This window comes from Maccoyibacter intestinihominis (assembly GCF_040096355.1).
GTDB lineage: Bacteria > Bacillota > Clostridia > Lachnospirales > Lachnospiraceae > Maccoyibacter > Maccoyibacter intestinihominis.
Genome location: NZ_JBBMEX010000012.1, coordinates 39,563 through 64,859, shown reverse-complemented (window position 1 = coordinate 64,859; position 25,297 = coordinate 39,563). Strand labels below are relative to the sequence as shown.

The following is a 25,297-nucleotide window of genomic DNA, read 5'->3' as shown; positions in this document are numbered from 1 at the left end:
ATTTCTAATATATAAGGGGGAGAGGATTTTGAATCTACAGGAAACACTAAAACACTATTTTGGATATGACAGCCTGCGTCCGGGACAGCAGGAATTGATCGATGAAATTTTAAAAGGAAAAGATGTGCTCGGGATCATGCCGACCGGAGCGGGAAAATCACTCTGCTATCAGCTTCCGGCATTGATGATGGGAGAAAAGCATTCGCGGGAGAAAACATTGCAGCTACAAGAAGATGAGGTCAATGTGCCCTGCGTACCTCCGCCTGGAATCACAATTGTAATTTCTCCATTGATTTCCCTGATGTCGGATCAGGTCAAGGCACTTAATCAGGCAGGCGTACATGCGGCATATATTAACAGCACATTGACGGAAAATCAGATCCGAATGGCTTTGGCATATGCTGCACAGGGGAAGTATACATTGATCTATGTGGCACCGGAGCGGCTGAATACGATGCAGTTTTTAGATTTTGCATGTCATGCAGAGATTGCCATGGTAACAGTGGATGAGGCACATTGTATATCGCAATGGGGACAGGACTTCCGTCCAAGTTATTTAGAAATAGCAAAGTTCCTTGAAAAACTGCCACAGCGTCCGATAGTTAGTGCATTTACTGCCACGGCGACAGAACGCGTGAAACAGGATATTATAGAAAGCCTGCATTTGCAGAAACCAATGACGATCGTAACCGGGTTTGACCGTCCAAACCTGTTGTTTCGGGTAATAAAAAGAAAAGGTGGAAAAGAAACAGACAACAGCATTTTGAATTATGTCAAAAGGCATGAGGAGGAAAGTGGAATTATCTATTGTGCGACGAAGAAAAATGTGGACAAAGTCTGTGAAATCCTATTAGAGCATGGGATAGAGGCAGGACGATATCATGCAGGTTTGTCATTAGAAGAACGAAAAAAGAATCAGGATGATTTTACATATGACAGGATCCGGGTGATGGTTGCAACGAATGCGTTTGGCATGGGGATAGACAAATCCAATGTACGCTATGTCCTTCATTATAATATGCCGCAGAGTATTGAATACTATTATCAGGAGGCGGGAAGAGCCGGGCGTGATGGAGAAGAAGCGGAATGTGTGCTGTTTTTTTCTAAGCAGGACATCATGATCAATAAGCAGCTTTTGAATCATAAAGCATATGGAGCCACAGAGAGTTCCGAACTTCGAAGGAGAGAAAACCAAAAACTGAACCAAATGATCCATTACTGTGAGACGGATCAATGCCTTCGACAGTTTATCCTGAACTACTTTGGGGAAGATGCCCCGTGTACCTGTGAAAAATGCAGTAATTGCGTAGTGATCGAGGAAGAAACCGAGCAAAATTATATCAAGACGGGATCGGCAAAGAAAAGGTTAGAATTGGCAGATTTGACACCGGAAGGACAGGAGTTGTTTGAGCAGCTCAGGGGATGTCGGTCAGAGCTTGCAGCAAGCCAAAATGTACCACCATTTATCATCTGTTCGGATAAAACTTTAAAAGATATGTGTGCGAAATGTCCGCAAAGCCGTACGGAGATGAAAGCAGTGTACGGCATGGGAGTACAGAAAGTCGAAAGCTATGGAGAAAATTTTATAAAAATCATTGCAGCATTTTTGAAAGAATATGGAAATATGCGAACGACTGAAGAGACAGTAGCAGAACCTCTAAGAAAAAAGAAACAGCCATTTTACATTGCACCGGAAAAACTGGATGAAGTAGAGCTGACGGACAGGTGTACGGTTTCGGAATTTACGAAGCAGATCAATGAACTCTGCGAAGAGACAAACCGAAAGAAATTAACAGCAAAATTTGTCAATGAATTACTGTTAGATAAAGGTTATCTCGAGGAAACGGCGGAGCAGGGAGAAGAGAAACATAAGAGGGTAACAGAAAAAGGACGCCTTGCCGGTATCTTAGAAGAGGAGCGGCATGCGAAATATGGAAAGAGTTACTATGCATTGATCCATACAAGGGAGAGCCAGTCAATGATCCTAACAGAATTAAAAGAATATTTTGCATCACAGGGAGAACTTGCGGATTGAGCGTAAACCGATTATGATAGGATAGTATATACAAAAAAATAAAAACCCAGAGGATTAGAAAAATGACACAACAAACACAACAACATAACACAACGAAAAACATCACAATAACAGACAGATTTGAATTCCGGGATATCCATGCAGAGGAGGCAGATCGGGCGGTTGCGATTGAGCAGATCTGTTTTCCACCGCACGAAGCATGTTCAGAAAAGAGCATGAAGACAAGGATTGCAAATGCACCGGAGTTGTTTTTGGTAGCAATTGATAAAGATACCGGAGAAATCGCCGGATTTTTAAATGGAGTAGCGACAGATGAAGAAATATTCAGAGATGAATTTTTTACGGATATCAGTCAGCACAAACCGAATGGAAAAAATGTAATGCTCTTAGGATTAGATGTACTGCCGCAGTATCGTGGACAGGGCTTAGCACGAGAAATTGTATCGCAGTACAGTAAGCGTGAAAAAGCCAATCAGCGGAAAATGCTGATTCTGACCTGTCTGCCGGAAAAAGTGGCAATGTATGAAAAAATGGGACTGAAAGACAAAGGCATTTCAGGTTCTTCCTGGGGCGGCGAAGAATGGCATGAAATGACATTAACCCTGTAGAAATAAAAAATTTCAGAGATTATTCATAGACTCAATATTTTGATAGTGTGCTATAGGAAGAAGAGGCATGCCGGAGATGTTATTTTTAGCATTCTGCGTATGTCTTTTTTGCGCTATAGGAAATATCGTCTTTCCCATAGAACAAAAGCCCTTCGGGCAAAGATGCACAGCTCGCGGAGAGGCACACTTTTGTTTGTTACAGATATTATGAATATTGCATTTATAGTTGTATGATGTTGTTACAGAAAAAACATGACAAAATCGAATTGACGAATACAAGAATACTGTTTATAATAAAGACAAAATGAGAATGTCATATTCGGAGGGATTTTAGATATGGAGAAGATTGTAACACTGGAAGAGGCATTAAAAAGAATTGCAGAACTGGAAAAAGAGAATGCCACACTTCGGGAAGAATTGGAATATTATAAAAATCGAAAGCTGAGCGGAAGGCAGAAACATAATGAAAAGTGGATGGCAATCTATCATGATTTTGTTGCCGGTTATGAGAGCGGTATGACAATGGTGGAGATTGCAAAGCGGAATAATGTCAGTGAGCGGACGATTTACAGGTATAAGGCGTATTATGAGAAAATGAAGAAAGCAGAGGAATAGACCATTTTACTGACGCCAGTAAAATGGTTACATTGGGAAGTGGTGCTAATCGTGAAGTAGACGATTACATACTTACCCGTTATGCCTGTTATCTTATCGCTGAAAATGGAGATCCCCGTAAAGGACAGATTGCTTTTGCGCAAAGTTACTTTGCGGTTCAAACCAGAAAACAGGAATTAATTGAAGAAAAAGACTTGCAAGGTGAGGCGGATATTTTTGTGTCTATGGAAAATCGTATATCGGATTTTTGCACAACATTTTGGCAAGTATCTGTGTGCGTATACCGGGCTCTTATCTGGCATCGAAATATTTTCCGGATACCCTGTTTCTGATAAATGAAAAAAATATGCAATATACTGCCAAAACTACAGCCCGGAAACATTTACAGACTGTACAAAAATGTGGTATTGTTAGTATGTTGCATTTTTATACAAATATATTAGACAAGGGCACGGATAGAGGAGTATCGGTGCAAATAGAAGTAATGAGGAGTGGGAAAGAAAATGTTAGAGACAATTAATGAAGTGCTGTCAAAAATTGATGGCATTGTGTGGGGCGTACCGTTGATGGTACTCATCCTTTCCGGTGGTCTTTATCTGACCATACGAATGGGATTCCTTCAGACAAGAAAACTGCCACTGGCATTAAAGTGGATGGTAAAAAATGAGGAAGACGGTCACGGAGAGGTGACATCTTTCGGAGCGTTGTGTACTGCATTGTCGGCAACGATCGGAACCGGAAACATTGTAGGAGTCGCAACGGCGATTTGTGCAGGAGGACCGGGAGCATTATTCTGGATGGAGATTGCAGCATTCTTTGGAATGGCGACTAAATATGCAGAGGGTCTTTTGGCAGTGAAATATCGTGTGGTAGACGAAGAGGGACACGCTTTAGGTGGACCTTTCTATTACATAGAGCGTGGAATGGGTTCAAAATGGAAGTGGCTTGCTATGATCTTTGCCTTTTTTGGAATTTGTGTAGGACTCTTTGGAATCGGAACATTTTCACAGGTAAACGGTATTGCATCCGCAGTCAATAATTTCTTTGACCCGAACCAGCAGCACACCGTTGCAATCCCGGGAATCGGAACTTATTCCTGGACAGTTGTCATTGCATCATTAGTACTCAGTATCTGTGTGGCACTGGTTTTGATCGGCGGGATCAAACGTATTGCAAATGTGTCACAGATTGTTGTACCGTTTATGGCGATCATTTATGTAGTGATCAGTCTGACACTGATCATCTGCAATATTACAGAGATCCCGGCAGCAATCGTAACAGTAGTAAAAGGAGCATTCAATCCGTCAGCAGTTACGGGTGGCGCAGTGGGAACACTGTTTATCGCAATGCAGAGCGGTGTGGCAAGAGGAATTTTCTCTAATGAATCAGGACTTGGTTCTGCTCCGATCGCGGCAGCAGCAGCAAAGACTAAAGAACCGGTAAGACAGGGACTTGTTTCCATGACAGGAACCTTTATTGATACAATCATCATCTGTACGATGACAGGATTGTCCATCGTATTAACCGGAGCATGGCAGGTAGAAGGATTAGAAGGTGTTCGGGTTACAACTTACGCATTCAACCAGGGACTTCCGATACCGGCAAGTGTATCTTCCTTCTTATTAATGCTGTGTCTGGTATTCTTTGCATTTACCACGATACTGGGATGGGATTACTATTCTGAGAGATGTTTAGAGTATTTAACAGGCGGTAACATGAAAGCAGTAAAAGTATACCGTTGGTTATACATTTTAGCAGTATTCATCGGACCATACATGACAGTAGAGGCAGTATGGACGATCGCAGATATTTTCAACGGTCTGATGGCGATACCGAATATGATAGCAATCTTCGCATTAAGTGGAGTAGTGATCAAGGAGACAAAGGATTTCTTTGAAAAAAAGAAACATTTATCTTAAATAGCTAAAAATAAAAGTCAAACAAACAGCAGGAGGACAGCATGTTAGCAACAGGAATTCAAGGTGAAAAGAAAGAACAGGTAACACAGGAAAACACAGCTCTTACGATGAAAAGCGGTGCATTAAAAGTATATGCGACACCGGCAATGATCGCATTGATGGAGCAGGCAGCTTATACAAGTGTTGCAGGAGAGTTAGAGGAAGGACAGGGAACTGTCGGAACACTGATGAATGTCAGCCATATTTCTGCGACTCCGGTAGGCATGGAAGTAACAGCAAAGAGCGAGTTAGTAAAAGTCGATGGAAGAAAACTGGTTTTCCATGTGGAAGCGTATGATGAACGTGGAAAAATCGGCGAAGGCGAGCATGAGCGTTTTATCATCGACAATGAAAAATTCCAGAACAAGGCAGATAACAAATAAAGAGAGTAAGTGAAAAGCATACAAAGGAGTGTTTGCAATGGCTGATGAAAAAAACTGGATCAGGGAAGCAATGTTTTATCATATCTATCCGCTCGGATTTACCGGAGCACCTCTTCGTAACGAAGGGGAAGCAACGGCAGGCGGACGGATTTTAGAGGTGTTAGATTGGATAGAGCATTTCAAAGAGCTTGGGATCAATGCGATCTATTTTGGACCGATCTTTGAATCTGTTTCCCATGGTTATGATACGACAGATTATTATCAGACAGACAGCAGACTGGGAAGTAAAGAGGATTTTAAGAAAGTCTTTACGGCACTACATGAAAACGGCATCCGTGTTATCGTGGATGGAGTCTTTAATCATGTAGGCAGAAAATTCTTTGCTTTTTTGGATGTGCAGAAGAATCTGGAACAGTCAGACTATAAAGACTGGTTCTGTAATTTGAATTTTTCCTGGCAGAGTCCGTTAGGAGATTCATTTTCCTATGAGAACTGGCATGGGGCAGCGGAACTTGTTAAATTGAACCTGAGAAATCCGGCAGTTTGTGAACATCTGCTTGGAGCAGTCGGTATGTGGATGGACGAGCTGGGCATTGACGGCCTGCGTCTGGATGCAGCCGATTGCGTAGACCGGGAATTTTTTAAACGACTCCATAGCTTTACAAAAGGAAAGAGAGAAGATTTCTGGCTGATGGGCGAGATCATTCATGGCGATTACCGTGTCTGGGCAAACGATGAGATGTTAGATTCGGTTACGAATTATGAGTGCTGGAAGGGCATTTATTCAAGCCACAATGACAAGAATTATTTTGAGATTGCCTATTCGTTGAAGCGTCAGTTTGGGCAGGGAGGTCTTTATGAAAATCTCTGCCTGTACAACTTCTTGGATAACCATGATGTCAACCGGATCGGAAGTCTGCTCAAACAGCGTGAGAACTTAAAGAATGCCTATACGCTGCTTTACATGATGCCGGGAATCCCGTCCATTTATTACGGAAGTGAGTGGGGGATTGAAGGAGTGAAAGGTCAGGGAATGGATGCTGACCTGCCGCTTCGACCAAAGCTGGACTTAGAGGAAATGTGCGCCCAAGAAACGGATCTGCCGGCGCATATCCGGGAACTGGCAAAGATCCGCAAAGAGTCCGATGCGGTAAAATATGGGGCATATGATGAGGTATTAGTCCGCAATAAACAGTTCGTTTTTGCAAGACGAAGTGGTGAGCAGTACAAAGTTATCGCACTTAACCTGACAGATCATGCAGAGACATTACATTTTTCTTATCAGGGCAAAGAGTATGAGGTCTTATTAGAAGCATATACCTCTAAGATTATGGAGTAGACAGAAAGATAACAGAAGGTAAAGGGGACAGCAGATGAAAATAGAGAGATTGATAGAACAGGCAAGAGAAGAACTGATCACGGATATCGTGCTATCGGATGAATTTATGAACCGGATGCAGGAGAATTTTCTGCCGATTGAGCGGCTGATGTCATACTATCGCTGTGCGATCATGGAGGTGGAGACCAAGTTTCGGGTATTAAATGAACAGTTTTCACTGCAATATGACAGAAATCCGATCGAGACGATCAAGACGAGAGTCAAATCTTTTGATGGAATCCTGAAAAAAGTCAAGAGAAAACAGATTCCGTTTTCCTTAGAATCCATTGAAGAAAATATTAACGACATTGCAGGAGTCCGTGTGGTATGCTCGTTTCCGGAGGACATTTATCTGTTAGCGGAATGTCTGTTACAGCAGGATGACATCCGGCTCATCGAGAAAAAAGATTACATCAAGAATCCAAAACCAAGCGGCTACCGGAGTCTGCACCTGATCGTGGAAGTACCGATCTTTTTAGAAAACGAGAAGAGACCGATGAAGGTGGAAGTACAGCTTCGCACTATTGCAATGGACTTCTGGGCAAGTTTGGAGCATAAGCTGCGTTACAAAAAAGAGATCCCGGAAGCAGAGGCAGTACAGATGGCAGAAGAACTGACCGAGTGTGCAAATGTCATTGCCGATTGGGACAAGAAGATGGGAGAGATCCGTAACCGGATCGAGCGTTACAGCGAAGAAAAAGACGAGAGCCTGCCGGCAATCGGACTGGCACGGATCATCAATCGTGACTAAAAAAGAGCCTGTTGATAAAATTTTTCAATAAGATAAAAAACGTGGAAAATGCCGATGGGAGGTACTATGATAGAGTAAAATAAAAATAGCATATGCGTAAGGAGGAAACAACGATGAGTATTAATTGGAAAAAAATCGGACTTTTTGCAGGAGGAACGCTGTTTGGAACAGCCGGAGTCAAAATCCTGTCCAGTAAAGACGCAAAGAAAGTATACACAGGCTGTACGGCAGCGGTGCTTCGGGCAAAAGACTGCGTGATGAAGACTGCAACAACCATTCAGGAGAATGCAGGCGACATTTATGCAGAAGCTAAGGATATCAACGAGGCAAGAGCTGCAAAAGAAGAAGAATTTGAAGATACAGCAGGTGAGGAATAAGTGAAATTTTCAATTAAGCATGAAATGACGGGAAGGATGAGAGTTCATCTTTCGCAGAACAGAATGACTTATGCACAGGCAGATATTTTACTCTATTTTTTACAAAACGATAAGTACGTTACATGTGCAAAAGTATATGAGCGGACTGGAGATGCGGTGATTTCGTATACCGGAGAGAGAAGTTATATCATTCAGTTATTGCAGGGCTTCTGCTATGAAAAAGCAGAAGTTCCGACAGGTTTATTAGAGCATTCTGGCAGAGAACTCAATGCCGTTTATCAGGAAAAACTGATAGGAAAAGTTCTGATGCGGTATGTCAAAAAGATCGTACTTCCATATCCGGTCTACACAGCCTACATTACACTGAGTTCCTTAAAGTATATTGCAAAAGGAATCCAGTCACTCTGGCATCGTAAGATAGAAGTGGCGGTGTTAGATGCAACGGCAATTGGAGTATCTGTTCTTCGTAAAGATTTCGGCACGGCAGGCTCAGTCATGTTCCTGTTGGGAATCGGAGAACTTTTAGAGGAGTGGACACATAAGAAATCCGTGGATGACCTTGCAAGAACCATGGCTTTAAATGTAGGAAAAGTATGGTTGAAGTCAGACGGTCAGGAAGTCTTAGTATCGGTAAATGATATTTCCGCAGGAGATGAAGTTGTTGTACATATGGGTAATGTGATCCCATTTGACGGCGAGGTTTCCGAAGGAGAAGCAATGGTCAATCAGGCATCCTTAACCGGAGAGTCCCTGCCGATCAGAAAGGCAGAAGGCAACTATGTCTATGCCGGTACCGTTTTAGAGGAAGGCGAGCTTACCATTCTGGTAAAAGAAGTAGGTGGTTCAAGCCGCTTTGAGAAGATTGTGACCATGATCGAGGAATCAGAAAAACTGAAATCCTCATTAGAAGGAAAAGCAGAGCATTTAGCAGACAGATTAGTACCATATACACTTGGTGGAACCGCGTTGACCTATCTGTTGACCCGCAACACCACAAAGGCACTTTCTGTTTTAATGGTAGATTTTTCCTGTGCCTTAAAGTTAGCAATGCCGATCTCTGTTCTTTCTGCGATCCGTGAAGCAAGCCTCTACCATATGACGGTAAAAGGCGGCAAATATTTAGAAGCCGTAGCAGAGGCAGATACGATCGTATTTGATAAGACAGGAACCTTGACAAAGGCAAAACCATCGGTCGTTGAAGTTGTATCTTTTGACGGAAGAGAACCGGACGAGCTTTTAAGGATTGCAGCTTGCATGGAAGAGCATTTCCCACATTCGATGGCAAAAGCAGTCGTTCAGGCGGCAGAAGAAAAAGGCCTTGCCCATGAAGAGATGCATTCTAAGGTGGAGTACATTGTAGCACATGGAATTTCCACGACTATCAACGGAAAACGGGCGGTCATCGGAAGCAGCCATTTTGTCTTTGAAGATGAAAAATGTACGATTCCGGAGGGAAAAGAGGAATTATTTGAAAATCTTCCGGTAGAGTATACACATCTCTATTTAGCCATTGAGAATCAATTAGCAGCCGTCATCTGCATTGAAGATCCGTTACGCGAAGAAGCGGAAGCAGTCATCACCTCGCTTAGAAAAGCGGGACTGTCAAAAATCGTCATGATGACAGGTGACAGTGAACGTACTGCACATGCGATCGCAGAGCGCGTCGGTGTGGATGAATATTATTCGGAAGTGCTGCCGGAAGATAAAGCAGCATTTGTGGAAAAAGAAAAGGCTGCCGGAAGAAAAGTCATCATGATCGGTGACGGAATCAACGATTCTCCGGCGCTGTCAGCGGCAGACGTTGGAATTGCCATCAGTGATGGTGCAGAGATAGCAAGAGAGATCGCAGACATTACCATCAGTGCAGATGACTTGTACCAGATAGTAACTCTGAAACTCATCAGCGATGCTCTGATGAAAAAAATCAGTAAAAACTACAAACAGATCGTAGGATTCAACACAGGCTTAATCGCACTCGGTGTTGCAGGAGTGATCCAGCCGGCAACTTCGGCACTGCTTCACAATACCTCTACACTGGTGATCAGCTTGAAAAGTATGCAGAATTTACTGACATAAGGATATCTGATGTTTTTAAAAAAGGCAGCCGTAGGCTGTCTTTTTTTGTAAAGTGTATTTCATTTTTAAAAATTTATGCTAATATCATAGTATGAAAAAATATTTATCCATACTACTCATCTTATGCATGTGCCTGACCGCATGCGCAACTATACAACCGGACACATCCACTTCGGGAAAAGACCGGTTGGACACCACATCCGAAAAGACATTACAATCCGGGCAGGAGGAAAAAGCAGCAAAAGCACCGGATACGTCAAAACCGGAAGGGATGCTGGAAGTCCACTACATAGATGTTGGACAGGGAGATGCAACCTTGATAAAATGTGGCTCCCATGCCATGCTGATCGATGGCGGTAACAACAATAAAGGAACCACCGTACAATTATATTTGAAAAAACAGGGCGTGGAATCCTTAGATTATGTCATAGGCACACACCCGGATGCAGATCATATCGGTGGTCTGGATGTGATCGTATACAAGTACAACTGTGACACGGTCATTATGCCCGACTATGAAAAAGACACCAAAACCTATCAGGAGTTAGTCGATGTTATTCACGATAAAAATATGAAGATCACCTATCCGGTGGTAGGGGAACAGTATGCTCTTGGAGAAGCAAAATTTACGATCATAGCACCAAATTCCAATTCCTATGGTGGCAATGCCAATGACTATTCCGTAGCAATCCTCTTAGAATATGGAAAAAACAGATTTCTGTTTACCGGAGATGCCGAGGAAGCATCAGAAGCGGAAATGCTCACGAATGGAATCGATATCTCGGCAGATGTGTACAAAGTGGCACATCACGGAAGCCGTTCGGCAAGCACGCAGGAATTTTTAAATGCTGTTCATCCAAAATATGCCGTCATAAGCTGTGGCGAGGGGAACAGCTATGGACATCCTCATGCAGAAGTGTTAAACCGGCTGCGGAGTATGGGAGTAGAGGTGTTCCGTACCGATGAGCAGGGCAGCATTATCGCAAGTTCGGATGGAGAAAACATCACCTGGAACTGTTCGGCAACGGATTCCTGGCAGAGCGGGGAACAGACAGAGTCTGACAGGGAAAATGCAGACAATGTCACAGAGCAGACAACCTATGTCCTGAACACCAATACGAAAAAATTCCACCGGGAGACCTGCGGCAACGTATCACAGATCAAAGAGGAAAATTTTCAAAAAGTACAGATGAGCCGTGAAGAGTTAGAACAGAGTGGATATTCGCCGTGCAAGAACTGCAATCCGTAGAATAAATGCGTTGAATCTGTTTTCGCAAAGTGCTAGAATAAGAACATCATGAAATCTCGGAGGAACAGAATGGAAACAGAAAAAAAATATGCACTGCTGATAGATGCGGATAATGTATCGCCAAAATACATGGATTTGGTTCTTCGTGAAACCAAGACCTTAGGAGATGTCAGCATCCGTAGGATTTATGGGGACTGGACAGAGATTGGAAAACATTCATGGAAAGAATGTCTGTTGGAAAATTCACTGACACCGATTCAGCAGTACAGCTATACAACCGGGAAAAATGCATCCGATTCGGCAATGATCATTGATGCAATGGACATACTGTATACAAGAGAAATAGATGGATTTGTCATTGTCTCATCAGACAGTGATTTTACTAAACTCGCAATGCGTTTAAGAGAGTCGGGAAAATATGTGGTCGGCATGGGCGAGAGCAAGACACCGTCACCGTTTGTCAAAGCATGTGACCGTTTTAAGACACTGGATATCTTAATGCGCAGCGTGGAAGAGATTCCGAAAAAAGGAAGAAATGTTGGAAAAAGTTATTATAAACGTGAGAACAATAACATTGCGGAGCAGAGTATAGAGAAAGAAAAAAATGAGGCAGATATTTCTCCGATCACCGATCTTAGAGAGATCAAAACGGCAATCTTTTCACTGTTAAAAGAAAATTCAGACGAGAGCGGCTGGATGTTCTTAGGGGAACTTGGAAACATGGTCTTAAAGCTCTATCCGGATTTTGACTGCCGTAACTATGGCTATGCAAAACTGAGCAATCTGTTAGAGTCCTTCCGGGATGTTGAGATCCGTCGGGAGAATGCAAAGGACAGCCATAATCAGTTGGTTTATGTGAGAAAACGGGATTAAGTTCATTTCGATTGAATAATTGAAATAATTGTGATATAACAGTCATAGACAAAACACTTGGAGGAAAAGAAAATGAACATTTTTCAAAAAATAAAAAGTGGAATGCTGATATCGGGAGCAGTTCTGATCGTTGCAGGATTGGTATTGCTGTTTTTCCCTGTTACAACCACAAAAATGATTGCGTATATCGCAGCGGCAATGCTGCTCTTTATGGGAATAGGACAGGTCATCGGCTACTTCCGCTATGAGCCGGGAAGTGGAAGATACAGCAGCGGACTGGTGCTTGGAATCTTTCTGATGATCGTAGGATTGCTGATCTACTATAAGGCAGAAGTTGTCGTTTCCATTATCCCGATCATCTTAGGCGTGGTCATCCTGTTCAGTGGATTTTCCAAACTGCAGCAGGCAGTAGATTTAGCAAGAATGAAAGCCAGAAGATGGACGACGGTATTAGCAACCGCCTGTTTAAACCTGATCTTAGGAGGCGTTATTATCTTTAATCCGTTTTCAACGGCAATGACATTACTTCGCTTTGTCGGAATCGGATTGTTATACAGTGGCATCTCCGATATTGTCTCAACACTTTATATTTCGCGCGAGACAAAGAATTATCGTGATTTTGAGTAAAAGATCCTATCAGAATATCTAAGAATAAGAGAAAATCTTTCTGTACATACTAAGAAAAATATTTCGTGAAAGGAAACAGAAGATGGACTCTTTACATCATGAACAGAACAACTTTAAGCCGTTTATCCCTGCAGAAAAAAGGGTATCGGAATTTACCGCCACCAGTGTGATCTTAGGCATCATACTGGCGGTTTTATTTGGAGGGGCAAACGCATATCTCGGACTGCGTGTCGGAATGACGGTATCCGCATCGATCCCGGCAGCGGTCATCTCAATGGGAGTTATTCGCATTATCTTAAGGAAAGATTCCGTTTTAGAAAATAATATGGTGCAGACGATCGGTTCAGCCGGAGAGTCCCTTGCGGCAGGAGCTATCTTTACCATGCCAGTACTTTTTATGTGGGCAGCGGAAGGAAAAAGTACCATGCCCGGATTAGGAGAAATCGCACTGATCTGTATCTGTGGAGGGGCGCTTGGAGTATTTTTCATGATCCCGCTGCGCTCCGCACTCATTGTACAGGAGCATGGCGTACTGCCATATCCGGAAGGAACGGCCTGTGCAGAAGTATTGTTGGCAGGAGAAAAAGGTGGAGCCAAAGCAGGAACGGTTTTTGCAGGACTTGGGATAGCGGCTGTTTACAAATTTATCGCAGATGGTCTGCGGGTGTTTCCAAGTGAAGTGGATTTTGAGGTAAAAAGTTATAAGGGAGCGGGAATCGGTATAGATGTGCTTCCGGCACTGTTAGGAGTCGGCTATATCTGCGGAATGCGTGTGGCATCCTATCTGCTTGCCGGCGGAGTAACGGCGTGGTTTGTCATTATGCCTGTGATCGCACTTTTTGGAGGAGATGCTGTTTTATATCCGGCTACGGTACCGATCAGCGAACTTGGAGCATGGGGCATCTGGAGACATTACATCCGTTATATCGGTGCAGGAGCCGTGGCGGCGGGAGGTATTTTCAGTCTGATCAAAGCATTGCCGCTGATCATACGGACTTTTGCACAGGCAGTCCGCGGTTATGGAAAAAATATGGAAGAGGAATCTAGAACAGCGCAGGATATCCCAATCCGTGTCGTCCTTGTGGGAATTTTAATTACCGCGATCGTGATGTGGCTGATCCCTGTGATACCGGTCAATTTACCGGGAGCAATTTTAATTGTAGTCTTAGGATTCTTTTTTGCAACCGTATCTTCAAGAATGGTCGGGTTAGTAGGAAGTTCGAATAATCCGGTATCGGGAATGGCAATTGCAACTTTGATCATTACCGCAGCAATTTATAAAAGCAGTGGGGCAAGTGCAGAGGGAATGGTATCGTCGATCGCAGTCGGCACGATCATCTGTATCATTGCCGCAATGGCAGGCGATACTTCACAGGATTTAAAGACCGGTTATATCGTTGGGGCAACCCCGAAAAAACAGCAGTACGGAGAGCTGATCAGTGTAGTGGTATCCTCGATGGCAATTGGAGGAATTCTCTATCTGCTCAATGCAGCCTGGGGATATGGCTCGTCAGAACTTCCGGCTCCGCAGGCGACCTTAATGAAAATGGTAGTGGAAGGTGTCATGGGCGGTAATCTTCCATGGAATCTGGTTTTTGCAGGCGTGGCACTCGCAGTTGCAGCAGAAATACTGACGATACCGGTCCTTCCGTTTGCAGTCGGTCTCTATCTTCCGATCCATCTTAGCACACCGATGGCAGTCGGTGGTCTGGTAAGACTCTGGATTGAAAAAAAGAGAGGGGAAGAGGAAGAAAATCAAAAACAGATGATCGAGAGCGGAATCCTGTATTCATCCGGCTTAATTGCAGGGGAAGGACTGATCGGAATCCTGCTTGCCGTATTTGCCGTCCTTCCGTCAAAACGAGGCGGAACCGTAGGGGAATGGCTCGCAGCCGCCGGAGACAGAATGAATTTTGGAAATATCGGAGCACTGATCATGTTTGTGGTATTGATCGGAACATTGATATTATCCATCCAGAAAGGAAAAGAAAAATGAGAAAGCAGGAGAACTATCTTGACTATATCCCAAAGAGAAACAGCAGATATTCTTATCAGTTAAATGAACACGGCAATGTAGAGATTATCGTAAAAAATGAAGGATTCTGGAATCGAATCTTGCAAATCACACTAAAAAAGCCACGCTACTCCATGATAGAATTAGAGCAGATGGGAAGCTATGTATGGCAGGAAATGGACGGGCAAAAAACAGTATATGAGCTGGCATGTATGGAGAGAGAAAGGTTTGGGGATAGGGCAGAACCTGCATTTGAGCGTCTAAGTTCCTATTTGAAAATCCTAAGAGAGTGTGGTTATATCTGCTATGTCAATAAAATATAAAAAATTTTATCAATTAAATTAATAAAAATGCAGGAAAAATGTTGCAAAATTGCAAAAATCATAATAAAATAAAAAACGATGAGGCGGTTATTAAAGATTATGGATAACCCTAACGAAGTATGTACACTAATTAAAAAGGAGATTGAAAACGATGAGCTATGTTGATGAAGTACTTGAGAGAGTACGCGAAAAAAATGCGTCTGAACCGGAATTCCTTCAGGCAGTAACCGAAGTATTAAATTCTTTACGCCCGGTCATTGATGCAAACGAAGAAGTATATAGAAGAGAAGCTTTATTAGAGCGTCTTTGCGAGCCGGACAGACAGTTTAAATTCAGAGTACCTTGGGTAGACGACAAAGGTCAGGTTCAGGTAAATACAGGATACCGTGTACAGTTCAATAATTCTATTGGACCATACAAAGGAGGACTCAGATTACATCCTTCCGTAAATATCGGTATTATCAAATTCTTAGGATTTGAGCAGATTTTCAAGAACTCTTTAACAGGACTTCCAATCGGAGGCGGTAAAGGTGGTTCTGACTTTGATCCAAAAGGAAAATCAGACCGTGAAGTTATGGCATTCTGCCAGAGCTTTATGACAGAACTCTGCAAATACATAGGAGCAGATACAGATGTTCCTGCAGGAGATATCGGAACAGGTGCCAGAGAGATCGGTTACATGTTCGGACAGTATAAAAAGATCAGAGGTCTTTATGAAGGTGTATTAACAGGAAAAGGATTATCCTACGGCGGATCTTTAGCTCGTACAGAAGCTACAGGATATGGTCTGTTATATTTAACAGAAGAGATGTTAAAATGCAACGGACATGACATCAAAGGCAAGACCGTATGTGTTTCCGGTTCCGGTAATGTTGCAATTTATGCAACACAGAAAGCACAGCAGTTAGGTGCTAAGGTTGTTACCGTATCTGATTCTACCGGTTGGGTATATGATCCGGAAGGAATTGATGTAGCATTATTAAAAGAAGTAAAAGAAGTAAAACGTGCACGTTTAACAGAGTACGCTGCAGCAAGACCAAGTGCAGAATATCATGAAGGACGTGGAGTATGGAGCATCAAGTGTGACGTAGCTCTTCCATGTGCAACTCAGAACGAGTTATTATTAGACGATGCAAAACAGCTTGTTGCAAACGGATGTATTGCAGTAGCAGAAGGAGCAAACATGCCTACTACCTTAGAGGCAACCGAGTACTTACAGAAGAACAACGTACTCTTTGCACCTGGAAAAGCTGCAAATGCAGGTGGTGTTGCAACATCCGCATTAGAGATGAGCCAGAACTCCGAGAGATTAAGCTGGACCTTCGAGGAAGTAGATGCAAAATTACAGAACATCATGGTAAATATCTTCCACAACTTAGACGATGCTGCAAAACGCTACAACATGGAAGGTGACTATGTTGCAGGTGCAAACATTGCAGGATTTGAGAAAGTTGCAGATGCGATGTTAGCTCAGGGTGTTTGCTAATCAGAATTCATAACGAATCAGCAGAATAAAGAATATATGATATGGAAAAGTCTCATAGACCTTGGTCTATGGGACTTTTTGTGTTTGTTTTAGGGGTATTTTATGACGGCTTTTTAATGCAAAAATAGGGTTACTGATAATGTTGATTTACAATTTTCATGCAAAAAGCACATGGAAATGAGAAAAAATCGAATTTATACATTGATTTTAGATAAAAAGTGTATATACTAGAATATAGAAAAGAAGGTAAGGTGGCAATCATGTTAATCCAATTTAATTTTAAAAATTTTAAATCATTTAGAGAAGAAGCTACTTTGGATTTGTCAGCAGCGAAGATGACAGAGTTTTCAGATAGAGTAGTTGCTATTGGTAGTGAGAAGATTTTGCCGGTTGCTGCCATTTATGGAGCCAATGCCAGCGGAAAGTCTAATATATATAATGCCTTTGAATATATGTCGGATTATGTTGTTAATTCTTTTAAGTATGGGGATGAAGAGGAAAAGTTTGAAGAATTCAGACCTACTCCGTTTTTATTTGATTCCATATCAGCGAATGCAGAATCCGGTTTTGAAGTATATTTCATTTTTCCGGGGGATAAGTCGGAGAGAACATATAATTATGGTTTTTGCATTAATAAAGAAGGTGTGACAGAGGAATGGCTCAATTCTAAAGCGAAGACTGCTAGAAAATATAGCACTGTGTTCTATCGTGGAACTTCTGATGAAGAATTAGACTTGTCTGGTTTTCCTAAGAACAGCAGGGATAATATTCGAGTCGCACTTGAAAAACAGGTGCTTATTATTTCTTTAGGAGCGAAACTGAAAATCAGTAAGTGTAAAGCAATCAGAGACTGGTTTGTGGCAAATGAATTTGCTGATTTTGGTAATCCGTTTACAAACTTTTTTATGTCCCACAGATTACCAAAGGACTTTGTTGAAAGCAAAGATGTCCAGCAGAAGGTAGTAGAGTACTTTGCATCTTTTGATGAGCATATTAAGGATTTTAAGATAGAAAAGATTCCCAGTGATGGAGAGGTAAAAGAGGATACTTACAAGATTAATGCGCTTCACAAAATGATTGATTCGGATAGAATGGCAGAAATTCCTTTGGGCATGGAATCTGCCGGAACATTGAAAATGTTTGCATTATATCCGGAGTTGCAGGAAGTATTGGAGAAGGGAAGCGTGTTCTTTATTGATGAATTAAATGCTCGTCTTCATCCGTTGCTTGTAAGAAATTTTTTGCTTACATTTTTAAACCCGGAAATCAATACCAATCATGCACAACTTGTATTTACAACCCATGATACATGGCAGCTATCTAACCAGTTGTTGCGTCGTGATGAAATTTGGTTTGTAGAAAAGGACAAAAGAGGGGTTTCCGCATTGTATTCTTTAGCTGATTTCGTAGATGAGGATGGCTATCGTATTCGTAAAGATGAGAGTTATGAGAAGAATTATTTGCTTGGAAAGTATGGAGCAATTCCAAACTTAAAGAGCATTGATGTTTTTAGGGAGGATTGAGTATGGCGAAAAAGGACAGAACTGGTAATAGAAAGACTCGTGAGCAAAGCAAACGATTTAGAGTACCGAATACCGTGGATTGTGTTTGACAGAGACCAAGTGCAGGGATTTGATGAGATTATTGCGAAAGCGGAGAGGGAAGGAATACAGGTGGGATGGTCAAATCCGTGTTTTGAAATATAGATGTATGCATATTTTGGTTCCATGCCGGTAATTCAGAATTCCTGGACATGTTGCTCAGAATTTGGACGGATGTATGAAAATAAAACAGGGCAGAAGTACTCTAAGGCTGATGGTCAGATGTATGGAAAACTCTGTAAATTTGGTAATGAGGAAAATGCGATCCGGATAGCAGAAAAGAAGCTGGAGCAATGTATCAGGGAAGGTAAAACAAAGCCATCAGAGATGTGTCCATGTACCACGGTAGATGAGCTGGTGGGGGAGATAAAAAGATAAAGTATGAGGTGTAAAATAGTTATGATGATTAGAAGTTTTTTGCCTGTTGGTCAGGGGGCATTTTATTGTGAGCAATTTATGGACGACTTAAAAAGAGAATGGGTAAATGTTGTTTATGATTGTGGTTCTTCAACAAATGTGAAATTGGTTGAAGAACAAATAAAAAATAATTTTGAAAAAGATGAAATTATTCATGCAGTATTTATTTCACATTTAGATGAAGATCACATTAATGGAATTCCCTTTTTGTTAAAATATTGTAAGGTTAAAAAAATCTTTTTTCCATTATTAACAGAGGAAAATGCAAAGTATCTAAGATTATATAATTTAATCAAATATAATGGAAGAGAATCATTTACATCATTATTTGCCCGTAATCCTTATGAAGCACTCAATTATTTAAACATAGGATATAGTCCAAGTCTATATCAGATCCGTGAAACCGAGGAAAGCTATAGTGTCATTGATGTAAGAGGAATCTCTTCAGGAGAAAATATTGTTGGTACTATTTTTGAACGAACTCTTAACAATGACTATATGTGTGAAGAATGGGCATATATTCCTTATAATTTTAGACAAACAGACAGGCTTAGACGGTTGCACGAGGAATTAAATCGTGTGTTTTTGAGTGAGATGAATAACGAGGATATACAGGAAATTTGGGAGAAAGGAACAGAAAGTAATCGTGAGAAGATAAAAAATGCATATAAAGCAATAGGAGGAAGTTTTAACACAAATTCAATGACTTTATATTCTGGCATGAAAGAACAATATTTTAGACAAAGTATAGTTGATACTAGTTATTGTGGGGAGTACTGTAATCGAAATTTTAAAAATGCTGGATGCTTGTATCTGGGGGATTATGATGCGTCTGGAAAATTTAAGTGGCAGAATTTGGTTCAGGCATATGATATATATTGGAAAAATATAGGCTGTATCCAAATTCCTCATCATGGATCAAAATATAACTATAATAAGGAATTAGGGAAATTAAATGCTTATTGTATTATATCAGCAGGGATGAATAACAGATATCAACATCCACATAGTATGGTGATTAAAGACTTGCTATTTAATGGGAATTTTCCACATATTGTTACAGAAAATAAGTCAAGTGAAATACATTTGGTTATAAATGTATAGGTTGTTTGATGATCAAAATCTTACGTTGAATTTTACAGCAATACTGGATATAATACAGATATAAGATAAAAAACACCTCAGAAAAAGGAGTTGATGTTATGCCAAATATATTACCTGTATCGGATTTAAGAAATTATAATGAGGTATTAAAAAATTGCCAGGTTGGAGAACCCGTGTTTTTGACGAAAAATGGCAGAGGCAAGTTTGTGGTTATGGACATTGAGGACTATGAGCGCGAGAAGGCAGAGAAAAAGCTGTTGATGAAGCTGCAGGAAGCAGAAGAAGCAGTTAAGGATGAAAGTACCTGGATGAGTTTGGATGAACTGAAGAAATCTGTCGGGGTATAGCTTATGATGAAATTACGGATTAACCCTATTGTAGCAGAGGACTTGAATAATTGCAGAAGATAATGAAGAAATGGCAGTAAAGACCATTCAGGAGATATATGCTCGAATTGAGAATATACAGCAATTTCCGTATATGGGATCTGATTTTGCTAAGAGGGTCAGCTTTCGTACGGATTATAAATATGTGATTTGTGGGAATTATGTTGTGCTGTATAAGATCGGGGAAGAATATGTAGAGATTTACCGGGTGGTGAATCGGTATCAGGATATTACGCAGATATTTATATAAAATTACAATAACCAAGGAGGATGATTAGGTGTCATATATTCCAAAGCCAAAACCTTGCTTTTTGGATGGATTACAAAAGTTTAGGGTAATAGGAGATAGACAGATTTATAGAGCTAATGATAAGTATTATTCGTGGGATGAATTGCACGGAGAAATAGAAGTTTTTAATAAACGAGGTAGACATATCATGGTATTAGATGCGCAAGGAAATTATATTAAAGATGCAGTAAATGGGAGGAAAATCGATGTTAAGTAAAACATATGTACAAGCATGCTTGGATGGCGACGCAAATATATTTGACTTAGATGACTACATTGATTATTGGCATGATAATGACACAGGTGTGACATTGAGAGAATTTCTTGGCTTGACCCCATATGAGTATCAAGAATGGGGAAAGAATAGTGACAGTATATTTAGAGATATCTTAAGATGTCGAAGAGAAGGAATTGATTTCGCTGAGTATGAAAGGATGAGTGATACAAACCGAATTGCAGCACGCTCTTATGACGAAGAAGCTATTGATAGGTTAAGAAAGGAGTCAAATGAATAGATTCGAAGCTGTGAGAAAATTTGCACGAAGAATTGCAGATAGATTTGATTTGACGCCGCCAATTGATGTAAGTAATATTTTTTCAGAAATGGATATTCAAATTGTGGAAGAAGAAAATCAATACGGAATAGAAGCATATTCACAGTTGAATGATAATAAAGTAATAATAAATACGGAAATAACATATATACCAAGGCGAAGATTTACATTGGCACATGAGCTGGGGCATATATGTATACCGTGGCACAATGGAGACGTTAAGTGTATAGCAGGTGAACACTATATTCAAGTTAGTGGTAAACGTTTATTAGATACTCAAGAATTAGAAGCAAATATTTTTGCTTCGGAATTGTTAATGCCTACTAGTTGGGTAAAAGAAAAGATAGAAGAATATCTAGAGCAAGGTTTTCAAATATTAGTAAGAAATATAACCGAAAGTGCTCAAACATCAACTATGGCATGTTTTTTTGCACTTGAAAATGCTATGCCCAGTGGTAACATTTTTTTTGTGAAAAAGGAGACAGATGAATATTGGAGAACCTTTAGTAGTGTAAATACATGTACTATTAGCTGGAATTATCTTGCTGAGAAAAACATGGAATTTTTAGATGTTATATGTGAGAAAAAAGAGGAATGTAAGATTTCTCAATATGGTGTAATATATTATCAAGTATTACCGTGCCCAACTACAAAAGTTATTACATATACTTAGGTCAGTTTACAAGGAACTACACGCAGACCACGAAACGGGGGCTGCTGACAACAAATAAAGGCTGAGTATCAAGCACCGGGAAAGTGCGGGATATTCAGCCTGTTTTGTTGTCAGGGGTTTCCAAAGGGGCTTGCCCCTTGGCACACGACTTTGCTTGCAAAGTGTAGTGTGTTATACGCTCTGTCGGCGTTGCTGCGAAAATGCGGTTGCCACCAGGGAGGGCAAGGGCATTTGAAACGGCAGGAAAACAGGGCTGTGATTGCGTGGCGTGGAGCTGCAAGCGCAGGACTGGTTTCATCAGCAGACAGGGCGTATATGAAAGCCCCCATCCCTCGTCCTGCGCCGAACTATGGGACAAAGTGTCCCAGACAGATAGCCACACTTACGAAAAAGCAGACGGATTTTCTTTTCAAAATTGAAATGGGTGGGAAGCCATTTTAGGGCTTTCCCGCCTTGATTACCCATCAGCAAAGACGAGCGAGGCTGTCAACGGCGGCGCATGAAATGTGCCGTTCATCTTGACCGTTGACTGGCTCGGCTGGCTTTGCTATCTCCTCGATAAATTTATAGTTTTAAATCATTCAAATAGTGTTTTAACTTTCAAATCAAGGTCTATTGCTTTCGTATAATTTTCTTTAGCATTTAATTCAGATTCCAAGAATAATATTACTATCTTATTTTTAGTTGGTTTGCATAATATTGCTTTTGTTTTTCCTTGCGAAAAAATTTGAGGCATTAATTGACCTTCACAAAACTCATTCAATGTGGCTACACTTCCATATTCTATCAGTTGCTTGAATAAATCATTTGAACTGCATTTTGTTACTCCATAATGTAACTGAAATATATTTTCAACTGTATCTCCTACAGCAAAAATAGAAATAGCATTTTCTATTAAAAATCCATTTATTTTTTCTTTCATTTGAAGGATTCCTCTCCAAGCCTAAATTGTGATTTGTCGCTCTCTTACTTTCTCCCCCGCTGTGGGGTTGGATTTTTCAGCAAGTCCGACTTCTGTGCAATCTTTTTCAGCCACTTCTTTTCTTCCTCGGACAGCTTTTTCAAATTCAATTTGAGCCGCTTACAGATAAACGCCAAAGCTGCTTGCTCCGGGTCGCTGTCTGGGCTGGCGGTTTCCTCGGCGGCTTGCAAAAAATCTTCCAGAGGATTGTCCTCCGGGACGCTGAAAAAATCGTCCTTATGGGCTTCCCGCAGGTCGAGGGCTATCTTGTTTATGTCCTGCTGTATCACATAGCGGCAAAAGCTGTCATCATCAATGTGGGCGGCAATAAGCTGCCGTAACTGCGGGTCGGTCAAGCCGGGATTGTGCTGTTTCATAATCCTTGCGATCACTGCGTCCACGATGGCGTTTGCGCCCTGTACCTGCTTTGTGGCTACGCCGTTCACATAGATTTCAAGGTCGGCCATGAGCCGGGGAAAATCCGGGTGCGTTGCCAGCTCGCACAAGAGGGGATTATCTAACAGCCCGCTTTTCAATAGTTCAATCATATCATCACTCAAACGCAGGTCTGCGAGATCGGCGTTTGGGTGATTTTTTGTTTGAGAACGCCCCAGCAGATAATCAACAGTCACTTCATAAAACTTTGCCAACTCAATAAGGGCATAATGGCTGATGTCCTTGAAATTATCTCCTTCATAACTGCCCAACGCAGACTTGGAGAGGTGCGTCTGCTCCGCAAGCTGTTCCAGCGTCAGCCCACGCTCCACACGCAGGTCTTTCAATCGTTCTTGTATGGATAGTTCCATGCGCTCCCTCCTCCCATGCTTAAGAAACTCTGTATGTATTTATAAATTTCCCTCAACTACGATGATAGATGAATATTTGAGTGCTTCTTTTAACCATTCAAGAAAGCCTGTCAAAAAAATTCTTTCTCCATCCAAAACACCGTTTAAGTCTTTTTCTATTTCGAAAATAATTTTTATCCAATCATTTTTCCCTATCCAATTATCAAAACAGACACTAAATTCCTGCTCAAGTGTTCCATCAAATGTATCCTTAATAGGATATATTTTGTTGAAATAATCAACTAAAATCTCATAATCCTGCTGATAAATCCTTAAAGGATTTCTATAACAATGCCATTCTTCCCACGCAGGGTTCCAATCAGGCGTATCAGAGATTTTTAGCGGATTGAATTCTAATAATATTTTTTCGGCTTTTGGTGCATTCAATCTCAATTCCACATATTCTTGTCTTTCATAACTATTTAAATTTAACCATGCCATATTTTTCAGTTCACCTCTATCATTTCCTATTTCTTGTTCCGTTTTTTCTATTCTACCATAATTCCGAGAGCGTGGAAATAGAGAGTTTTTGGTGCTGATTTCCGACCTTATGGATATACGGGGCGGGCGGTCTTTTAGGTGTAGACTTAGGGTAGTTCATCGATGAACTGCACCTTGAAAAATGAATGACCGTCCGAAAAGGAATACCCCGGCAGGGGAAGCACTGCAACGAGCCACTTCGGGACAAAATGTCCCGAAGTCCGGGGAGCGTGCCAACGCCGGAACACGCCGCAGGAATGGGGCAGGAAGCCTTTTCGGGAAGAACGGCTAAGGAGAAATGGAGGGAACACATGAAAGAGAACCCATATAAACGACTGCCGCCCATAGAGCGCAAGCCGGACGGTTCCCTTTACCGCATGACACCGGCACAGAGGAAACAGGCAAACGCCCTGATCCGCCGGGAGTGCTGCAACTATGAGGACGGGAACTGTATGCTCCTTGACGATGGGGACACCTGCGCCTGCCCCCAGACCATTTCTTTCTCGGTCTGCTGCAAGTGGTTTCGGTGGGCGGTCTTGCCGCTTGCCGGGACGCTGGAAGCGGAGATTTACCGGGGCAGGGACTTGAAACGCTGTGCGGTCTGCGGCGGTGTGTTCGTCCCCAAATCCAACCGGGCTAAATACTGCCCCGACTGCGCCGCCAGAGTTCACAGGCGGCAGAAAACAGAAAGTGAACGGAAAAGGAGGTCTTGTGTGGACAGTTAGGGGCTGAAAAGTCCTTGATTTACAAGGCTTTGCAAGCACAGAACAGGGGCAGGCAATAGAAACTACCGTCTGCCCCCGGAAACAGGCTTCTAACCGTCCACAAAACACGATATGACAAACACCATTTATATCCATCAGCCGGAAAAGGCGGTCAGCTTTACCCGGCTTCCGAATTTCCTTTTTGAAGCCCCCACATTCACACCCCTGTCCAACGAAGCAAAGGTACTGTATGCCTTTATCCTGCGCCGGACAGACCTGTCCCGGAAAAACGGCTGGGCGGACGAGTACGGGCGGATTTTCCTGTATTACCCAATCTGCGAGGTTGTTGCCCTGCTTCACTGTGGGCGGCAAAAGGCGGTGAACACCCTGCGGGAACTGCAATATGCCGGATTGGTGGAGATCCAGAAGCAGGGCTGTGGAAAACCCAACCGCATTTACCCAAAATCCTACGAAGCGGTTCTAAACACCGACTTCAATAAATCCCGTTCCGGTACGCCGGAGGACTGAAA

At 41.8% G+C, this 25,297-nt stretch carries 28 protein-coding genes and 2 pseudogenes; 27 read left to right on the top strand and 3 right to left on the bottom strand.

Going from position 1 to position 25,297, the window contains the following annotated elements:
* Positions 1–28: 28 nt before the first annotated feature.
* The 25 genes and pseudogenes from WMO43_RS11325 (at position 29) to WMO43_RS11210 (ending at position 21,777) form a co-directional block, all read left to right on the top strand.
* Positions 29–2,035: a RecQ family ATP-dependent DNA helicase gene (locus WMO43_RS11325; RefSeq protein ID WP_353531268.1), complete on the top strand. Its 2,007-nt coding sequence runs from the start codon at positions 29–31 to the stop codon at positions 2,033–2,035.
* Positions 2,036–2,097: 62 nt separating this feature from the next.
* Positions 2,098–2,643: a GNAT family N-acetyltransferase gene (locus WMO43_RS11320; protein WP_353531267.1), complete on the top strand. Its 546-nt coding sequence runs from the start codon at positions 2,098–2,100 to the stop codon at positions 2,641–2,643.
* Between the two features lie 336 nt (positions 2,644–2,979).
* Positions 2,980–3,258, top strand: coding sequence for a helix-turn-helix domain-containing protein (locus WMO43_RS11315; protein ID WP_353531266.1), 279 nt, complete (start codon positions 2,980–2,982; stop codon positions 3,256–3,258).
* Positions 3,258–3,449, top strand: a pseudogene (locus tag WMO43_RS11310) (DNA damage-inducible protein D); the annotation flags it as partial. The gene WMO43_RS11315 and the pseudogene WMO43_RS11310, both read left to right, overlap by 1 nt.
* Before the next feature lie 312 nt (positions 3,450–3,761).
* Entirely contained in the window at positions 3,762–5,177 is a 1,416-nt protein-coding gene (locus tag WMO43_RS11305; RefSeq protein ID WP_353531265.1) for an alanine/glycine:cation symporter family protein, read from the top strand.
* Positions 5,178–5,218: 41 nt separating this feature from the next.
* On the top strand, positions 5,219–5,599 hold the full coding sequence (locus tag WMO43_RS11300; protein ID WP_177962108.1) for a thioesterase family protein: 381 nt from the start codon (positions 5,219–5,221) through the stop codon (positions 5,597–5,599).
* Positions 5,600–5,636: 37 nt separating this feature from the next.
* A complete protein-coding gene (locus WMO43_RS11295) occupies positions 5,637–6,938 on the top strand; it encodes an alpha-amylase family glycosyl hydrolase (protein WP_353531264.1) in 1,302 nt (433 codons plus the stop codon).
* Positions 6,939–6,972: 34 nt separating this feature from the next.
* A complete protein-coding gene (locus WMO43_RS11290) occupies positions 6,973–7,728 on the top strand; it encodes a GTP pyrophosphokinase (protein WP_353531262.1) in 756 nt (251 codons plus the stop codon).
* A gap of 113 nt (positions 7,729–7,841) precedes the next feature.
* Positions 7,842–8,105: a DUF6110 family protein gene (locus WMO43_RS11285; RefSeq protein ID WP_353531261.1), complete on the top strand. Its 264-nt coding sequence runs from the start codon at positions 7,842–7,844 to the stop codon at positions 8,103–8,105.
* Positions 8,106–10,181 carry a heavy metal translocating P-type ATPase gene (locus WMO43_RS11280; RefSeq protein ID WP_353531260.1) on the top strand — a complete coding sequence of 692 codons (2,076 nt, stop codon included), beginning with the start codon at positions 8,106–8,108 and terminating at the stop codon, positions 10,179–10,181.
* A 187-nt stretch (positions 10,182–10,368) separates the two neighbouring features.
* Positions 10,369–11,430: a ComEC/Rec2 family competence protein gene (locus WMO43_RS11275; RefSeq protein WP_353531259.1), complete on the top strand. Its 1,062-nt coding sequence runs from the start codon at positions 10,369–10,371 to the stop codon at positions 11,428–11,430.
* Between the two features lie 69 nt (positions 11,431–11,499).
* The gene (locus tag WMO43_RS11270) at positions 11,500–12,303 is read left to right on the top strand and encodes an NYN domain-containing protein (RefSeq protein ID WP_177962102.1); all 804 of its coding nucleotides are present in this window, start codon (positions 11,500–11,502) and stop codon (positions 12,301–12,303) included.
* 72 nt (positions 12,304–12,375) lie between these two features.
* On the top strand, positions 12,376–12,930 hold the full coding sequence (locus WMO43_RS11265; protein ID WP_177962101.1) for an HdeD family acid-resistance protein: 555 nt from the start codon (positions 12,376–12,378) through the stop codon (positions 12,928–12,930).
* A gap of 82 nt (positions 12,931–13,012) precedes the next feature.
* Positions 13,013–14,926 carry an OPT family oligopeptide transporter gene (locus WMO43_RS11260; RefSeq protein ID WP_353531257.1) on the top strand — a complete coding sequence of 638 codons (1,914 nt, stop codon included), beginning with the start codon at positions 13,013–13,015 and terminating at the stop codon, positions 14,924–14,926.
* Positions 14,923–15,267: a PqqD family protein gene (locus tag WMO43_RS11255; protein ID WP_353531256.1), complete on the top strand. Its 345-nt coding sequence runs from the start codon at positions 14,923–14,925 to the stop codon at positions 15,265–15,267. Before WMO43_RS11260 ends, WMO43_RS11255 begins: the two co-directional genes overlap by 4 nt.
* Before the next feature lie 151 nt (positions 15,268–15,418).
* Entirely contained in the window at positions 15,419–16,753 is a 1,335-nt protein-coding gene (gdhA, locus tag WMO43_RS11250) for an NADP-specific glutamate dehydrogenase (protein ID WP_353531254.1), read from the top strand.
* Between the two features lie 260 nt (positions 16,754–17,013).
* Positions 17,014–18,276 (top strand): AAA family ATPase, encoded by a 1,263-nt coding sequence (locus WMO43_RS11245; RefSeq protein ID WP_353531252.1) that lies wholly within the window; start codon positions 17,014–17,016, stop codon positions 18,274–18,276.
* Positions 18,277–18,315: 39 nt separating this feature from the next.
* Positions 18,316–18,459 carry an RloB family protein gene (locus tag WMO43_RS14255; protein ID WP_496113293.1) on the top strand — a complete coding sequence of 48 codons (144 nt, stop codon included), beginning with the start codon at positions 18,316–18,318 and terminating at the stop codon, positions 18,457–18,459.
* A 69-nt stretch (positions 18,460–18,528) separates the two neighbouring features.
* Positions 18,529–18,732 carry a hypothetical protein gene (locus WMO43_RS14250; RefSeq protein ID WP_496113292.1) on the top strand — a complete coding sequence of 68 codons (204 nt, stop codon included), beginning with the start codon at positions 18,529–18,531 and terminating at the stop codon, positions 18,730–18,732.
* 21 nt (positions 18,733–18,753) lie between these two features.
* A complete protein-coding gene (locus WMO43_RS11235) occupies positions 18,754–19,875 on the top strand; it encodes an MBL fold metallo-hydrolase (RefSeq protein ID WP_353531251.1) in 1,122 nt (373 codons plus the stop codon).
* A 98-nt stretch (positions 19,876–19,973) separates the two neighbouring features.
* Positions 19,974–20,222 (top strand): type II toxin-antitoxin system prevent-host-death family antitoxin, encoded by a 249-nt coding sequence (locus WMO43_RS11230; RefSeq protein WP_117841374.1) that lies wholly within the window; start codon positions 19,974–19,976, stop codon positions 20,220–20,222.
* 3 nt (positions 20,223–20,225) lie between these two features.
* Positions 20,226–20,511 (top strand): annotated as a pseudogene (locus tag WMO43_RS11225) (type II toxin-antitoxin system RelE/ParE family toxin).
* A 28-nt stretch (positions 20,512–20,539) separates the two neighbouring features.
* Positions 20,540–20,767: a colicin E3/pyocin S6 family cytotoxin gene (locus WMO43_RS11220; protein WP_353531250.1), complete on the top strand. Its 228-nt coding sequence runs from the start codon at positions 20,540–20,542 to the stop codon at positions 20,765–20,767.
* Positions 20,757–21,065, top strand: a complete 309-nt coding sequence (locus tag WMO43_RS11215; RefSeq protein ID WP_353531248.1) for a hypothetical protein — start codon at positions 20,757–20,759, stop codon at positions 21,063–21,065. Before WMO43_RS11220 ends, WMO43_RS11215 begins: the two co-directional genes overlap by 11 nt.
* Positions 21,058–21,777, top strand: coding sequence for an ImmA/IrrE family metallo-endopeptidase (locus WMO43_RS11210; protein ID WP_353531247.1), 720 nt, complete (start codon positions 21,058–21,060; stop codon positions 21,775–21,777). The genes WMO43_RS11215 and WMO43_RS11210 overlap by 8 nt, the downstream gene beginning before the upstream one ends.
* 577 nt (positions 21,778–22,354) lie before the next feature.
* Here WMO43_RS11210 and WMO43_RS11205 read toward each other — a convergent pair.
* Genes WMO43_RS11205 through WMO43_RS11195 form a run of 3 tightly spaced genes read right to left on the bottom strand, consistent with a single transcriptional unit; the run spans position 22,355 to position 24,024 of the window.
* On the bottom strand, positions 22,355–22,699 hold the full coding sequence (locus WMO43_RS11205) for a hypothetical protein (RefSeq protein WP_055648980.1): 345 nt from the start codon (positions 22,697–22,699) through the stop codon (positions 22,355–22,357).
* Between the two features lie 44 nt (positions 22,700–22,743).
* Positions 22,744–23,544: a helix-turn-helix domain-containing protein gene (locus tag WMO43_RS11200; protein WP_353531245.1), complete on the bottom strand. Its 801-nt coding sequence runs from the start codon at positions 23,542–23,544 to the stop codon at positions 22,744–22,746.
* Between the two features lie 39 nt (positions 23,545–23,583).
* Positions 23,584–24,024: a hypothetical protein gene (locus tag WMO43_RS11195; RefSeq protein WP_353531243.1), complete on the bottom strand. Its 441-nt coding sequence runs from the start codon at positions 24,022–24,024 to the stop codon at positions 23,584–23,586.
* Positions 24,025–24,374: 350 nt separating this feature from the next.
* Between WMO43_RS11195 and WMO43_RS11190 the strand changes: the two genes are divergently transcribed.
* Positions 24,375–24,788 carry a cysteine-rich VLP domain-containing protein gene (locus WMO43_RS11190; protein WP_353531242.1) on the top strand — a complete coding sequence of 138 codons (414 nt, stop codon included), beginning with the start codon at positions 24,375–24,377 and terminating at the stop codon, positions 24,786–24,788.
* 111 nt (positions 24,789–24,899) lie between these two features.
* Positions 24,900–25,295 (top strand): replication initiator protein A, encoded by a 396-nt coding sequence (locus tag WMO43_RS11185; RefSeq protein WP_353531241.1) that lies wholly within the window; start codon positions 24,900–24,902, stop codon positions 25,293–25,295.
* Positions 25,296–25,297: the final 2 nt, after the last annotated feature.

What these genes read in the sequence shown, in the direction of transcription:
- WMO43_RS11320 (WP_353531267.1), top strand. Translation starts at nt 2,098, where the DNA reads ATGACACAACAAACACAACAACATAACACAACGAAAAACATCACAATA.
- WMO43_RS11315 (WP_353531266.1), top strand. Translation starts at nt 2,980, where the DNA reads ATGGAGAAGATTGTAACACTGGAAGAGGCATTAAAAAGAATTGCAGAA.
- WMO43_RS11305 (WP_353531265.1), top strand. Translation starts at nt 3,762, where the DNA reads ATGTTAGAGACAATTAATGAAGTGCTGTCAAAAATTGATGGCATTGTG.
- WMO43_RS11300 (WP_177962108.1), top strand. Translation starts at nt 5,219, where the DNA reads ATGTTAGCAACAGGAATTCAAGGTGAAAAGAAAGAACAGGTAACACAG.
- WMO43_RS11295 (WP_353531264.1), top strand. Translation starts at nt 5,637, where the DNA reads ATGGCTGATGAAAAAAACTGGATCAGGGAAGCAATGTTTTATCATATC.
- WMO43_RS11290 (WP_353531262.1), top strand. Translation starts at nt 6,973, where the DNA reads ATGAAAATAGAGAGATTGATAGAACAGGCAAGAGAAGAACTGATCACG.
- WMO43_RS11285 (WP_353531261.1), top strand. Translation starts at nt 7,842, where the DNA reads ATGAGTATTAATTGGAAAAAAATCGGACTTTTTGCAGGAGGAACGCTG.
- WMO43_RS11270 (WP_177962102.1), top strand. Translation starts at nt 11,500, where the DNA reads ATGGAAACAGAAAAAAAATATGCACTGCTGATAGATGCGGATAATGTA.
- WMO43_RS11265 (WP_177962101.1), top strand. Translation starts at nt 12,376, where the DNA reads ATGAACATTTTTCAAAAAATAAAAAGTGGAATGCTGATATCGGGAGCA.
- WMO43_RS11260 (WP_353531257.1), top strand. Translation starts at nt 13,013, where the DNA reads ATGGACTCTTTACATCATGAACAGAACAACTTTAAGCCGTTTATCCCT.
- WMO43_RS11255 (WP_353531256.1), top strand. Translation starts at nt 14,923, where the DNA reads ATGAGAAAGCAGGAGAACTATCTTGACTATATCCCAAAGAGAAACAGC.
- gdhA (WP_353531254.1), top strand. Translation starts at nt 15,419, where the DNA reads ATGAGCTATGTTGATGAAGTACTTGAGAGAGTACGCGAAAAAAATGCG.
- WMO43_RS11245 (WP_353531252.1), top strand. Translation starts at nt 17,014, where the DNA reads ATGTTAATCCAATTTAATTTTAAAAATTTTAAATCATTTAGAGAAGAA.
- WMO43_RS14250 (WP_496113292.1), top strand. Translation starts at nt 18,529, where the DNA reads ATGTATGAAAATAAAACAGGGCAGAAGTACTCTAAGGCTGATGGTCAG.
- WMO43_RS11235 (WP_353531251.1), top strand. Translation starts at nt 18,754, where the DNA reads ATGATGATTAGAAGTTTTTTGCCTGTTGGTCAGGGGGCATTTTATTGT.
- WMO43_RS11230 (WP_117841374.1), top strand. Translation starts at nt 19,974, where the DNA reads ATGCCAAATATATTACCTGTATCGGATTTAAGAAATTATAATGAGGTA.
- WMO43_RS11215 (WP_353531248.1), top strand. Translation starts at nt 20,757, where the DNA reads ATGTTAAGTAAAACATATGTACAAGCATGCTTGGATGGCGACGCAAAT.
- WMO43_RS11210 (WP_353531247.1), top strand. Translation starts at nt 21,058, where the DNA reads ATGAATAGATTCGAAGCTGTGAGAAAATTTGCACGAAGAATTGCAGAT.
- WMO43_RS11205 (WP_055648980.1), bottom strand. Translation starts at nt 22,699, where the DNA reads ATGAAAGAAAAAATAAATGGATTTTTAATAGAAAATGCTATTTCTATT.
- WMO43_RS11200 (WP_353531245.1), bottom strand. Translation starts at nt 23,544, where the DNA reads ATGGAACTATCCATACAAGAACGATTGAAAGACCTGCGTGTGGAGCGT.
- WMO43_RS11195 (WP_353531243.1), bottom strand. Translation starts at nt 24,024, where the DNA reads ATGGCATGGTTAAATTTAAATAGTTATGAAAGACAAGAATATGTGGAA.
- WMO43_RS11190 (WP_353531242.1), top strand. Translation starts at nt 24,375, where the DNA reads ATGAAAGAGAACCCATATAAACGACTGCCGCCCATAGAGCGCAAGCCG.
- WMO43_RS11185 (WP_353531241.1), top strand. Translation starts at nt 24,900, where the DNA reads ATGACAAACACCATTTATATCCATCAGCCGGAAAAGGCGGTCAGCTTT.